Below are 13,121 nucleotides of genomic sequence, written 5' to 3'. Positions count from 1 at the left end.
GTCACCGACGGAGGCGGGCAGCGGCATGTGTATTCGCTGCCTCAACTGTCAATATGAGGGTTCAGGACATGGGCTTACCCCGGGATTCGGTTCGGGATCGACCGGATCGGCGCAGCGAAAACAGTCGGCCCCGAATACTCTCCCGCACACCTCAATTGGCCGGACCCGGCCGCAGTGACAGGGACCGCGCCGTGGCGAACGCACTCGAGCACGAATTCCTCCACCTGTTCCGCGGCAATCCGGACCTGGCGGCACGACTGTTGCGGGACTACCTGGGCATCGCGATACCCGAATACACCTGGTGCTCCTGGAACGTCGCGGCATGCCTGTGACAGACGAGGTCCGGAAGCGGATCGCCTCCTGCTCCGATATCGATCAGCTGGAGCAGTGGATCGGCCGGGCCGCCGATACCACCGAGGCCGACGAGCTGTTCGGCTGACGACCGGCCCGGAGTAGCCTGCCCCGTCGATGATTTCGGCGGGGCATCGTTGTGTCGAGATCAGCCGATCGTGGCCGATATCCGGGCCACTCGCGCGATCCGCGGAATCTGGTGTGGCGGGGTCGAATACGTGCGACGGGCGCAGGTGGGCGCCTGAGCCGGGCAAGGCTGTGGCCGGTACCCCGGCGGGTGGTTAGGGTCGCAACCATGGAGTGGAGCTTCCTTTCGGCCGAGCAACTCTTGGCCGCCTTGCGGGCCGGTGAGGTGACCTCGGTGGAACTGACCGATGCGGCGATTGCCCGGATCGAGCGGGACGACAAGGCGATCAACGCGATCTGTGTGCCGGACTTCGAGCGGGCGCGGGCGGCGGCGCGGCGGGCCGACGAGGTCCGGGCCGCGGGTGGGGAGTTGCCGTTGCTCGGGGTTCCGGTGACGGTCAAGGAGTCCTACAACGTCGCCGGGCTGCCTACCACCTGGGGGATGGCGCAGTACGCCGACTATCTGCCCACCGAGGACGCGGTGGCGGTGGCGCGGGTGAAGGCTGCGGGGGCGGTGATTCTCGGGAAGACCAATGTGCCGTTCATGTTGCAGGATTGGCAGAGTTTCAACGATGTCTACGGGGTGACGAACAATCCGTGGGATCACGGGCGTACCCCGGGTGGGTCGTCCGGTGGGTCGGCGGCGGCGCTGGCGGCGGGGTTCGGGGCGCTGTCGATCGGGTCGGATCTGGCGGGGTCACTGCGCAATCCGGCGCACTGCTGCGGGATCTATGCGCACAAGCCGACTCTGGGGCTGGTGGCGAGCCGGGGGATGGTGCCGCCGCCCGCGCCGGCGTTGCCGGTCGAGGGCGACCTCGCCGTCTGCGGGCCGATGGCGCGGACCGCACGTGATCTCGCGCTGCTGCTGGAGGTGATGGCGGGGCCGGATCCGCTCACGAGCGGCATCGCCTACGGGACGGCGCTGCCGGCCGCGCGGCACGAGCGGCTCACCGATTTCCGGGTGCTGGTCCTCGACCAGCATCCGCTGGTTCCGACCGGCTCCGCGGTGCTGGCCGGGGTGAATCGGGTCGCCGAGGCGCTGGCCGAGGCGGGGGCGCGGGTCGAACGGCACAGTCCGCTGCTGCCGGATCCGGCCGAAGCGGCGGGACTGTATGCGCTGCTGCTGTTCTCGAACATCGGGGGGCGGCTGCCGGCCGCGGCGTACGAGCAGGTGCGGGCCCAGGTCGCGGCATGGCCTGCCGACGATCCGAGTCTGGATGCCGTGCGGATGCGCGGCATGGTCGTGAGCCACCGCGACTGGATCGCGGCCGACACCCGCCGGGAACTGCACCGGCAGGGGTGGCGGCGGTTGTTCGCCGAATTCGATGCGGTGGTGTGCCCGATCTCGCCGATTCCCGCGTATCCGCACGCGCACGATCCCGGCCGCCGGGAACTGCGGATCGAGATCGACGGTGTCGAACATCCGTACTCCGACCTGTCGGTCCGGCCCGGTGTGGCCACCATGCCGGGACGGCCCGCGACCGCCGTCCCCGCCGGTCGGTCACCCGAAGGGCTGCCGGTCGGGGTACAACTCCTCGGGCCGATGTTCGAGGACCGCACGCCGCTGCGGCTGGCGGAGTTGCTCGAACAGGCGATCGGCGGATTCCATGCGCCGGGCGACACGTAGCCGATCCGCCGGTCGGCCCCGGCGAGGTCCACCGCGCTGCGGAACTCGTGGACACGAGTCCCTTCAGGTGATCGAACAGCACGCGACACCGCGCGGTGGTCAGCCGCGGGCGGCACCGTCCGGCCAGACGATGTCGACGGTCAGACCGCGTGCTCGGGCCAGCGCCACCACCGAACCGGTGCCGCCGGGATCACCGGCCTGCCCGTCCCAGACGGCGACGAGGCGGTCGCACGAGGCGAGCATCACCTCGTTCGCCGCCTCGTAGGCCGCGACACCGGATTCGTCGAAGTCCATGACGCGCACGGGATCCGCGCGGCCCAGCAATTCGTCGAACAGTGGCGCGTAGTCGGCGGCCACCTTGCGCTGCCGGTAGGTGCGGGAGGGCAGTACCACTTCCAGTCGGCCACCGGCATCGAGTACCGCCTGTGCGAACACCGAATCAGCGCCGCGCGCAAGGCAACTCACGCCGGTCAGGTCCGGGCCCGCGCCGAGACCGGCCAATCGCTCGGTGATCCCGGCATACACCAGGGCCGCCGTGTCCGCGGTGATGTTCATGTGCCCGGTCACGCCTACCCGTATCACTGCCGAACCTCCGCTCTCGCCGATCACGCCACGGTACCCGAGCGGAAAGGTGGTGCCCGGCCCGCGGTTTCGGCGGCTCCGGGCGGCGGCCGGCGCGCCGGCCGCCGGGGGTTGCCCGGCCGCGGCACCCGGGCGCGATGCCGGGCCGGAACACCTTGCCCCGCTACCGGTTCGACACCGCTATGGATGACTGCGGGTGCAGGACAGTTCGCGCCCGTCCGAGGTGCACCACAACTGGTATCCAGAACGGAAGTCGCCGCCCCATTTGTAGTGGTCGTCGTGGGGTTGCGGGAGGATCGCGGCGTAACTGCCGGCGGCGTTGCGATCCCCGGAACCCTTGTAGGCGGTCTGGGTCGGGTAGGGGTAGATCGGGCGGGCCGTGACGACGGGCGCGGTGGGGTCGGGTGGAGTGGGGGCGCTCGCGCCGGCGAAGTGGCCGTCGCTGTCGGTGGCGGTCTTGGTGGCGATCACCGCGTTCGGGGTCTGGTCGCGTTCGGTCCACTGGATCAGCGGGGTGAGCAGGTCGGTGTGGCTGGGGCCGTAACCGCCGGCGCAGTGGAACATGCCGGGGAACAGGTAGAGGCGGTAGAAGCCGTCGGCGATCTGCTGGCCGAGTTTGTCGATCACGGCCTGGCGGTAGGTGATCGAGCCGACCGGCGGGATGTAGCCGTCGGACCAGCCGTGCCACTGGATCAGTTTGCCGCCGCGCTGGGCGAAGGCGGACAGGTCGGGGTCGGTGGCGTCGTAGAGGCCGCCCACCGAATCCAGGTACGACCGGAGGTTGTCCACGGTGAACAGGGAGGCGTCGATCTGCTTGCCCGGATCGGGTTTCCAGGTGCCGAGCCAGCGCAGGAATCCGGTGCCGAGGCGGTACATGAGGATCTGTTCGCGGTGCTGGCCGTCGCGCGGGACGATCAGGCCCACCCACTGCGGTTCGGAGCCGATCGGTTCGCCGCCGGTGTACAGGTGGGTGCCGCCGGAGTCGACGACACCGGTGTAGATCTTGCGGACCACGTCGACCTGTTCGGCGGTCAGGCAGTCGGGGCGGTCGGGACCGGGCGGGCAGGCGATGCTGCCGGGGTCGAAGCTGCACGCGCGCGGGTCCTGGATGGCGCCGTCGCCGAGATCGGGGTCCGCGCAGGCCGCGATCGCCGCGTCGTGCACCACGTCCACCTTGGCGGCGGGCAGGATCACCGAGCCGTCGGGGCGGAAGTCGACCGTCGACAGGTACGCCTCCTCGAAGGCGTTCAGCGCGGTCTGATTGAAGGCGGGGGCGCCGGCGAGCACGCCGTCGAAATCGGTCGGGTAGCGCTGAGTCTCCATCAGGGCCTCGCGGCCGCCGTCGGAACAGCCGTCGAAGTACGAATAGCGCGGCGCCACACCGTAGAACGCGGTGATCACGGCCTTCGCGGCGGCGGCGAAGACGTGCTCGGAGCGATAGCCGAAGTCCGCCTTCAGTTGTGGGTCGGTGGCCCAGACGTCCACCGCGCCGGTATCGCGGTGGCCCTCGTCGTCCTGGCCCAGCGCCAGCGAACCGTCGGTCAGCGGGGCGCAGCCGGTACTGGCCGGCGGATGCTGCCCGAGGTTGATATTGCCGCAGAAGCCGCCGCAACCCTGTTGCAGGTAGCGGCCGCGGTAGGTGGTTGTGGGCAAACGCAATTCGAAGCCGATCTGCGGGTCGATGTAGCCGACCACCTGGCAGTATTCGTAGGGGCTGGCTTCGCTTTTCGGCACCAGGGTGGCGAGCGCGATCGAGACGGCTCCCTCGCTGAGCCGGGTGAAGTCCTGTCCGGCGAGGTCGGGGCAGCCGATCTTCGGGGGGAGCACCTGCAGTTCCTCCCCGGCGGCCAGCCGCGGCACCGAGGGCGGCGGGGGTGGGGGCGCGGTGGTGACACCCGGGGGCGCGGGGGCCGGGGCCGGCGCGTGACCGGACGAGCATGCCGTGACCGCGACCAGCACAGCGGTCAGCGCGGCCGCCGCCATCGCGGGCCGCCACCGCCTTCGCCGCGGAACGGAATCCTGCCCGGGGTAACGCCGCATGGTGCCTACCTGCCTGTGTCGGAGCGAGCGGAGAGGCCGGGCCGAGGCACGGCACGACAGCGGGCGCGCGACCGCGTCGCACGTCTCAGCGAGCACCATAGACCGCGGCGGGCTCGGAACCCCGGACCCGCCTGCCTTCCGTCGCCGTGGTCTCAGGCGGGAACAGACTCCCGTTCGGCGGCCCGATAGGCATCCACCTCGGGATTGCGCCGGATGAAGGCGATCGTCACCACGGCGATGGCGGCCGCGATCGCGAACACCCAGAATCCGGCGGTGTCGAATCCGTGCGACAGCAGCACCCCGCCGAACCACGGACCGAAGATCGAACCCCAGCGGCCGACGCCGGACACCCAGCCCAGCGCGGTCGCCCGCACGCTCGGCAGATAGTAGGTGCTGGTGCTCGCGTAGATCAGCGTCTGCGCGCTGAACAGGAATCCGCCGGTCACGAACACGATCACGTAGGTGAGGACCTGTGAGGTGTGCGCCGCCAGCAGCGCCACGCCGATCGCGGTGCAGGCGAACCAGATCAGCGCCACCCGGCGCGGGCCGAACCGGTCGGCCAGCGGGCCCGCGACCAGCATGCCGACGATGCCGCCGAGGTTGATCACCAGCAGGAAGCTGATGGCCGAACCCAGGTTGTAGCCGTGGCCGCGCATCATCGTCGGCAGCCAGGTGTTCATGCCGTAGACCAGCAGCAGGCCGAAGAACGACGCCACCCAGAACAGCAGCGTGGTGCTCCATACGGTGCGGGTGAACAGCTGCCGGACATCGCCGCGGCGCCGTTCGCCGCCCGCCTCCGGGGCGTAGAACTCCAGCGGCACACCGTATTTCGCGGCCTGGGCCTGTGCCTGCGCGGTGCGGCCGGATCCGATCAGGAAGGTCATCGACTCCGGCAGCAACGCCCAGATCAGCGGCACCGCCAGCAGCGGCAGCGCGCCGAACCAGTACACGGAGCGCCAGCCCAGGTGATGCACCACCGACAGCGCCAATCCTCCGGCGAGCGCCCCACCGGCCTGGTGCGCAGTCATCACGACGGTGACGGCGAGGTTCTTCCGGGCCGGCGGTGCGAACTCCTGTACCAGCGCCAGGCAGGTGGGCAGCAGCGCACCCAGTCCGTAGCCGGAGATGGTCCGGGCGACCCCGAACAGGGTGACGGTGTGCGCGGCGGCGGCCCCGGCCGAGGCGAGCGCGAAGATCGTCACGCCGCCCATCAGCGGCAGCCGCCGGCCGATGCGGTCGTTGAGCAGACCGGCGGTCAGTGCGCCGAGCAGCATGCCCAGATTGGTGCAGCTGCCGATGTCACCGCCGGCGGCCTTGGTGAGGTGGAATGCCTTGTCCTCGAACACGCCGGGCAGCACCGCGCCGTAGACGAACAGGTCGAGGCCGTCCAGCAGGACCAGGAACCAGCACACCGCGATCACTCGGGTGGCCAGCCGGCCGATGGCGGGTGAGCCGCCACGCAGATCTAACGAGGACAAGCTTGTCTCTTTCCTGGGAAACCGTACAACTGTGAGCCAGGCTATATTGCGCCCTAGATTGAGCGCAATACGATACACAAGATTGTTGACAATACTCCGGGAGGGTGCGACCGAGGCGCCGCCGGATACCCGGCGGCGCCCGCAGCTATCGGTCAGCGAATTATGCGCGATCGGTGCCGGCGAGTTGCGCCTCGCGTGCCGACTCGGCGGCGGTGGGGGTGCCGTGGGTGTGGAAGGACTCGATGGTCTTCAGCCCCCACGCCTGACCCTTGGCCCGTTCGGCTTCGGTCCAGTCGACCCGCTTCCAGTCCGGCGCCAGGATCAGCCGGGCGCCCGCGTTGCACAGTTCGATACGGTTGCCGCCGGGCTCGTAGACGTACAGGAAGAAGGTCTGCTGGATGGCGTGCTTGTGCGGGCCGGTCTCGATGAACACGCCCTGGTCCAGGGCGACGTCGCAGGCCCGCAGGATGTCCGCGCGGCTGTCGGCGGCGAAGGCGATGTGGTGCAGCCGGCCGGACAGGCCCAGATTGTCCCTGGTGTACACCAGGTCATAGCTCTTGTTGCCGAAGGTGGTCCAGGCGGCCGCGACGGTGCCGTCGTTCAGCACGATCTGCTCGGTGGTCATCGCGCCCAGCGTGTCCACCAGGAAATCGCGGTTGTCCACCGGCGCCTGCCCGAGGAAGTTGACGTGGTCCAGCCGCCGGGCAGGGACGCCGCCGCCGGGATATCTCGCGGCCTGGTTCTTCAGCGACGGCCGGGTCTCGTCGCCGGGCTCGTACCAGTCCGCATCGTAGAACACGCCGAATTCGTGGCCGTCCGGATCGGTGAACAGGTAGGTGCGGCCGAAGCCGGGTTCGCCGTCCACCCAGCCGATGCCGCGACCGGCCGCCGCCAGCGCCGCCACCCGGCGCTCCAATTCCTCGGGGCCGAAGGCGCGCAACGTGGTCCGGGCGATACCCGCGTGCCGGTGCGCGCGCAGGGTCAGGCTGTGGTGCAGGTAGTCGTCCCAGGCGTGCAGATAGACGTCGTCACCGTCGCGCCCGACCACCTCCAGACCCAGGAAATCGGTGCAGAAGCGGATGCTCTCGTCGAGCTTCGGGGTGAGTAGCGTGACGTGCGCCAGATGCGCTATCTCGTGACCGGGGGCCATGTTTGCCAGTCCTTCTCGGGAAAATCGGTGCGGTTCAGGCACACTCGGCGGCGATGCGGGGAAAGACGGTTCCGGCGAACAATTTCCGGGCGGTGCGTATCACGCCCGCGCGGTGCACGACCGGCGGGGTGACGGCGGTGTCCAGGGCGATGTCGACCAGCAGGTGCCCCGACGGATGCTCGACATCCACCCGGGACAGCGCCGCCGGCCAGTCCGCGGTGAGCTCGTGCCCCACCGCGCCCGGGGTCAGCAGCGCGGTGACCGCGCTGATCGCCGCGAACACCCCGACCGCGGTGTGCGGCTGCACCGGGATGAACGAGCGGGTGCACACCTGGCCGCCGTCGCGGCCGGGCGCCACCAGGATGGTCTTCGGCACCGAGGATTGCGCCACGTCGCCGAGGCCCATCAGCGCGGCGGCCTTGCGGCGCAACGCATCCACCCGGTCGAGCAGGGCGGCGTCGGCGGCCAGGTCGGCGTGCGACTCGTAGCCGGTCAGCCCGAAGGCGGCGGCCGTCGCGACGACCACCGGCATGCCGTTGTCCACGCAGGTGACCTCCATGCCGTCGATCTCGTCGCGGACGTTGCCGGTCGGGAACAGGCCCGGGGTCGCCGAGCCCGCGATGTCCTCGAAGGCCAGCAGTACCGGCGCCGCCGTGCCCGGAACGCCGTCGATCGCGGTGTCACCGGCATAGACCGGGCGGCCCGCGCGCAGCGGGAAGGTCGCGGTGGCGACGCTGTCGGAGTTCACCAGATGGATACGCACCGAACAGGTTTCGGCCCCCGGTGGCGGCTCGATCAGCCCGGACTCGACCGCGAACTGCCCCACCCCGGCGAGGATGTTGCCGCAGTTCTGCGTGTCCGACACCGTGGGCCGGTCGACCCCCAGTTGCAGGAACAGGTAGTCCACGTCGACACCGGGCCGCTGCGAGGCCGAGACCACGGCGACCTTACTGGTCAGTGAGGTCGCGCCGCCGAGGCCGTCGATCTGCCGCGGGTCCGGGGTGCCCATGATCCGCAGCAGCAGGTCGTCGCGGGCCGCCGGATTCGCGGGCAGGTCGTCCGCCCGGAAATATCCGCCCTTGGACGTGCCGCCGCGCATCCACAGGCAGGCGATCCCGGCTGTCCCGGACCGCGGCAACCACTCACTCACTTCGATTCTCCGGCAACGTAATCCGCGTGGGAGACATAGGAGATGCCGAAGTCGGCCAGCTTCGCGCGCATCCCGTAGATGTCCAGCCCCAGTTCGCCGCGGCGGAATGCCCGACGATTGCGCTCCTCCTTCTCCAGCCGGGCCTGCGCGGCGGTGAGCACTTCGGGGACGTTCACGCGGGACACCACGGCGACCCCGTCGTCGTCCGCCACGATCACGTCACCGGGCTGGATCAGCTGCCCCTCCACCACGATCGGCACATTGATCGCGCCCGCGGTGGCCTTCACCGAACCCTGCGCGCTGACCACCGTCGACCAGGCCGGGAAACCCATCTCGCGCAGTTCCGCGACATCGCGCACACCGCAGGACAGGACGACGCCCCGCACGCCGCGCTGCTGCAACGCGGTGGCGAACAGCTCGCCGAACAGGCCGTCGGACGACGGCGAGTTGGTGGCCACGACCAGGATGTCGCCCTCGCGGCACTGCTCGACCGCGACGTGGATCATGAGATTGTCGCCGGGCCAGCACAAGACGGTGACCGCGGTGCCGCCGATCCGGGCGCCGGGCCACGCGGGCCGCAGCCGCGAGCCGAGGTAGCCGATCCGCCCGGCGGCCTCGTGGACGGTGGCGGTGCCGTACTCACCCAACTGGGTGGCGTCCGCGAGCGAGGCGCGCGGCGGATCGGTCACGACGACCGACTTCATGGTGTCCTCCTGTGGTGTGCCGACGGTAGCTCACAGCTATCACCGACGTCGACAATATTGCATACAATCAAAACCCGAGTGGGGCCCGGTGTTGCCCTCATCGTCGACACCGGACGCCCACCCGAGCGGGGATCCGGCGGGGACCTGCCGGACCACGTTCAGCGCCGCACGCCTACCCGGCGCCAGCGGCGATCGCGCGCAGCGAGTCCCGGGCCGCGGTCGCGATGCGGGGTTCGATGCCCAGGTCGGTGAGTTGTTCTGCGGCGGCGGCCATCTCCTCGGCGCGGCGGACCGCGTGGGTGTAGCTGCCTTCGAGGAAGCCGTCGACCATGTCCGGGTCGAAGCGGACGAATTCGGTGGTCAGGTGTTCGTGGAACCAGTCCGCGCAGCCGGCGGCGCGGGCCCCGGCCATCGCCTCCACGATCGCGGCGGCCAGGCCCTTGTAGACGACGCTGCGCAGCAGTTTGCGCGAACTCGCCACCCCGACCGGGCCGGGCATGTGCTCGACGTCGACGCCGTAGGGTGCGAGCAGGTCGCGGAATCGGGCGGCGTCGGGGCCGGAGACGTACATCGGCACGCGCAGGCCCTTGCCGGGCACGGGGGCCATGATCGCGACGTCGACCAGCGTCGCACCGGTTCCGGCGACCAGTTCCGCCAGCCGCACCTTCAGCGCGGGAGCGACGGTGTTCGCCTCGGCCCACAGCGTGCCGGGCCGCAGGCCGGACAGGGCCGCGCGGGTGGCGGCCTCGGCCTCGTCGCCGGTGGTCAGGTCGAACACCAGGTCGGCGTCGCACACCGCATCCGCGTCGCTGTCGCGCTGCCGCACCCCGGCGGGCGCGGCGATCACCGGATCGAAACCCCGGACGTCGGCCCCGGCCGCCACCAGATCGCGGGCGAAGGCGGAGCCGGCCTCCCCGAGACCGAGTATCGCCACCCGTGGCGGGGCACCGCCCACCGCGTTCTCCGGCACTGGATCACCTCGACTCGTCATCACCTCCGGTCACCGGTGAGCGACCGGGACGCACGCCGCGTGCGTCACCTCCGCCAACGACCGTAGGCGCGTGTGCGCAGAATTGTCAACAATTTCGTCGGAGAACGACACCACCGGCACTGCACCGACCCGATGGACGTGGGCTGCCACGTGCTCGGCGGCACGGTCGCGCGGTAGGCGCGGTCACGTCGACGGGCACGGTCACGTCGGTCGGACACGGTCACGTCGACGGGCACGGTCACGTCGATGGACACGGTCACATCAATGGACACGGTCACGTCGATGAACACGGTCACGTCGATGAGCACGATCACATCGGTCGGACACGATCACGTCGGTCGGGCACGGTCACGTCGGTCGGGCACGGTCACGTCGACGGGCTTCCACCGCGACTGTCGCGACCGAATCCGCGCGGCGGCATCGAACCACGAGCAGCGTGACCGATTGCCACACCCGGACACGAATGCCCGGACAACCGCCCTGAACCGCGCGCCGCCGGCGCCCGTCCGATAGGCCGGACACCTTGCAGCTCAGTCGAATCGAGCGAGGGCCACGATGACGCTGTCCAGGTGGTCGCGCATCGCGCGCTCGGCGGCGGGGGCGTCACCGGCGATCACGGCGTCGACCACGGCGAGGTGTTCGCCGAGCGAGACCTGGGGGCGGCCCGGGAGCAGGGCCACCTGGAACTGGTGCCGCACGATCTGGGCGTTGAGACGGCCGATGAGGTCCGACGCGGTGTCCTGTCCGGCGATCTCGCGCAGTACCGCGTGCAGTTCGTGATTGAGGCTGGAGTACTTCAGCGGCTCGCCGTCGCGGACGGCGGTCGTCAGGCGGTCGGAATAGTCGCGCAGGCGCTCCACGTCGGCGGGGGTCACGCGCTCGGCGGCCTTGGCCGCGATGAGGCCCTCCAGCACCTTGCGGCATTCCAGGATCTCCACGGCCTGCCGCCGCGACACCGACCGCACCCGCGCACCCCGGTTGTGGATACGCTCGATCAGGCCCTCGGCGGTCAGTTCGTCGATCGCGGAGCGCACGCTGCCCCGGGTGACCCCGAACTGCTCGACCAGTTCGGCCTCCACCAGGCGCTGCCCGGGAGCCACCTCACCCGCGCGGATGGCACGGCGAAGTCGTTCGGCGGCAATGGCCTTGCCCTGCGTCCCGCGTTGCAACTCGCGAATATCCGACACCGACACCGTCCTGGCGCTCCCCACGATCGTGTTTTGTTGGAAATTATGCCAAATTTTTTGGCAACAATTCACCCGGCCATAGCCGGGGTGCCGCGCGTCACACCGGTATGTGACACCGGGACGATCACGCGGGCGCTGCCACCGGGTCGAACGGGTGGTTCGCCCAGATTCGGGCCGAGGCTTGCTCGGGATAGCGGCCGGTGCCGGACACGATATCGAACAGCCGGGTCTGCTCCGACTCCGGCCCGTAGCTGACCCAGCCAGGAGATCCGTTCGCGGCGAAGGAGATCCAGGCATCCCGTAATTGCTCGCCGAGTGCCGACGTGCCGGGATCCGGTCGGCCGGTGCCGAAGACCAGCGGCACCTCGGCCCCGTGCCCGGCGCCGGACGCGGGCCGCCCGTAGCGGAATTCGTACAGATAGGACGTGCCGCCGCCGCGCGCGTGCGCGCGGGCCAGGAACAGGCTCGGCATCCGATAGTAGAAGTCCGACTGCACGATCTCGTAGAGTTGCCCGTCGCCGACGCCCGGGTAGGCGGCCCGGTATGCCCGCGCGCCGTCGGGCACCGGTGCCAGCTGCCGCAGCAGTTCGTCGGTGCGCGCGGCGGCGATCCGAGTGGCCCCGGCCAGGTACACCCGGTACTCGTCGCGGGTGTGGCCGACGATCAGCGGCACCTCCCGGCTCACGCCGCGCGCCAGCGCGTGATGCGGCGCCTCGGGCAGCACCACGCCGTCCACCACGGGATGGAAGACCGTCACCGCCACCCCCGGCCCCCAGCGCAGCCGGTTCGCGGCGCCGTCGCGGGCCGCCGCCCACACCCCCGCGCCGAGTGCGGCCGGTGGCAGGTCCCGCAGCTCCGCGGCGGTCGCCCGGCGGCCCAGCCGGGCCGTGAGCACGTCGGCGATATCGCGGGCCAGCTCCGGCCGCTGCGAGGACAGGGGCACGCTCTGGCAGATGGCGCCGTGGAACAGGCCCGCCGCGGACGGCATCGCCAGCAGGCAGGCGATCGATCCGGCCCCCGCCGACTGCCCGAACACCGTGACCCGCCGCGGATCGCCGCCGAAGGCCGCGATGTTGTCGCGCACCCAGCGCAGTCCGGCCACCTGATCGAGCAGGCCTCGATTGGCCGGGGCCCCGGCCAGTTGCAGGAAGCCCTCCGCGCCGACCCGGTAGTTGATGCCGACCACCACGGCGCCGCGCTCGGCCAGCCGCCGCCCGTCGTAGCCGGGCAGGCTGGCCGCGCCGCCGGACCAGGCCCCGCCGTAGATCCAGACCAGCACCGGCAACCCGCGGGCCCGCAGATCCGGCGACCACACGTTGACGGTGAGCCATTCGTCGCCCGCCGCACCGGCATTCGCGGCGACGTTCTGCACGCTCGCGGCCACCGGCGGCGGTGGCGGGCCGAACTGCCCGGCGTCGCGGACACCCGGCCAGCCCGGATGGGCGACCGGCGCCTGGAACCGCAACTCCCCCACCGGGGCCGCCGCGAACGGAATCCCCCGGAAGACCGCGACATCCCCCTCCGACCGGCCACGCACCACGCCACCGGTGGTCAGCACATGCGGATGCGCCACCGGCGCACCGACCGCCGCCGAGGACGCGGCCAGCGCCGACACACCGGCCACCGCACTCATCCCGAGAAACCGGCGGCGGTCGAATCCTCGCGCCTTCTCGTTGCGCGCCCGCCGGTTGCCCGACACTTCACACCATCCTGCGTACACACGTCCGAACCGCCC

The 13,121-nt window shown here is 70.7% G+C and carries 12 protein-coding genes; 2 read left to right on the top strand and 10 right to left on the bottom strand.

Annotated features, from left to right (window positions below):
• Window positions 1–191: 191 nt before the first annotated feature.
• Both LBW94_RS00315 and LBW94_RS00310 read left to right on the top strand, forming a co-directional pair.
• Window positions 192–332: a hypothetical protein gene (locus LBW94_RS00315; protein ID WP_225056080.1), complete on the top strand. Its 141-nt coding sequence runs from the start codon at window positions 192–194 to the stop codon at window positions 330–332.
• A gap of 314 nt (window positions 333–646) precedes the next feature.
• Window positions 647–2,104 (top strand): amidase, encoded by a 1,458-nt coding sequence (locus tag LBW94_RS00310; protein WP_225056082.1) that lies wholly within the window; start codon window positions 647–649, stop codon window positions 2,102–2,104.
• Window positions 2,105–2,203: 99 nt separating this feature from the next.
• Here LBW94_RS00310 and LBW94_RS00305 read toward each other — a convergent pair whose 3' ends face one another.
• The 10 genes from LBW94_RS00305 to LBW94_RS00260 form a co-directional block, all read right to left on the bottom strand.
• Window positions 2,204–2,686, bottom strand: a complete 483-nt coding sequence (locus tag LBW94_RS00305) for a hypothetical protein (protein ID WP_225056083.1) — start codon at window positions 2,684–2,686, stop codon at window positions 2,204–2,206.
• Between the two features lie 180 nt (window positions 2,687–2,866).
• Complete coding sequence (locus LBW94_RS00300; RefSeq protein WP_225056085.1) at window positions 2,867–4,726, bottom strand: tannase/feruloyl esterase family alpha/beta hydrolase; 1,860 nt, start codon at window positions 4,724–4,726, stop codon at window positions 2,867–2,869.
• Window positions 4,727–4,878: 152 nt separating this feature from the next.
• Window positions 4,879–6,204: an MFS transporter gene (locus tag LBW94_RS00295; protein WP_225056087.1), complete on the bottom strand. Its 1,326-nt coding sequence runs from the start codon at window positions 6,202–6,204 to the stop codon at window positions 4,879–4,881.
• Window positions 6,205–6,364: 160 nt separating this feature from the next.
• Complete coding sequence (locus LBW94_RS00290) at window positions 6,365–7,354, bottom strand: VOC family protein (protein WP_225056088.1); 990 nt, start codon at window positions 7,352–7,354, stop codon at window positions 6,365–6,367.
• Window positions 7,355–7,388: 34 nt separating this feature from the next.
• Complete coding sequence (locus tag LBW94_RS00285; protein WP_225056096.1) at window positions 7,389–8,504, bottom strand: 4-oxalomesaconate tautomerase; 1,116 nt, start codon at window positions 8,502–8,504, stop codon at window positions 7,389–7,391.
• On the bottom strand, window positions 8,501–9,208 hold the full coding sequence (locus tag LBW94_RS00280) for a 4-carboxy-4-hydroxy-2-oxoadipate aldolase/oxaloacetate decarboxylase (RefSeq protein ID WP_225056098.1): 708 nt from the start codon (window positions 9,206–9,208) through the stop codon (window positions 8,501–8,503). Before LBW94_RS00280 ends, LBW94_RS00285 begins: the two co-directional genes overlap by 4 nt.
• A gap of 172 nt (window positions 9,209–9,380) precedes the next feature.
• Entirely contained in the window at window positions 9,381–10,178 is a 798-nt protein-coding gene (locus LBW94_RS00275) for an NAD(P)-dependent oxidoreductase (protein WP_225056100.1), read from the bottom strand.
• Between the two features lie 65 nt (window positions 10,179–10,243).
• Window positions 10,244–10,507: a hypothetical protein gene (locus tag LBW94_RS00270; RefSeq protein WP_266269412.1), complete on the bottom strand. Its 264-nt coding sequence runs from the start codon at window positions 10,505–10,507 to the stop codon at window positions 10,244–10,246.
• A 222-nt stretch (window positions 10,508–10,729) separates the two neighbouring features.
• Entirely contained in the window at window positions 10,730–11,386 is a 657-nt protein-coding gene (locus tag LBW94_RS00265; RefSeq protein ID WP_225056102.1) for a GntR family transcriptional regulator, read from the bottom strand.
• Between the two features lie 124 nt (window positions 11,387–11,510).
• On the bottom strand, window positions 11,511–13,085 hold the full coding sequence (locus LBW94_RS00260) for a carboxylesterase/lipase family protein (RefSeq protein WP_225056104.1): 1,575 nt from the start codon (window positions 13,083–13,085) through the stop codon (window positions 11,511–11,513).
• Between the last annotated feature and the right edge of the window lie 36 nt (window positions 13,086–13,121).

It is taken from the genome of Nocardia sp. alder85J, assembly GCF_020176955.2.
Taxonomy (GTDB): domain Bacteria; phylum Actinomycetota; class Actinomycetes; order Mycobacteriales; family Mycobacteriaceae; genus Nocardia.
This window is presented reverse-complemented; position numbering and strand designations above follow the sequence as displayed.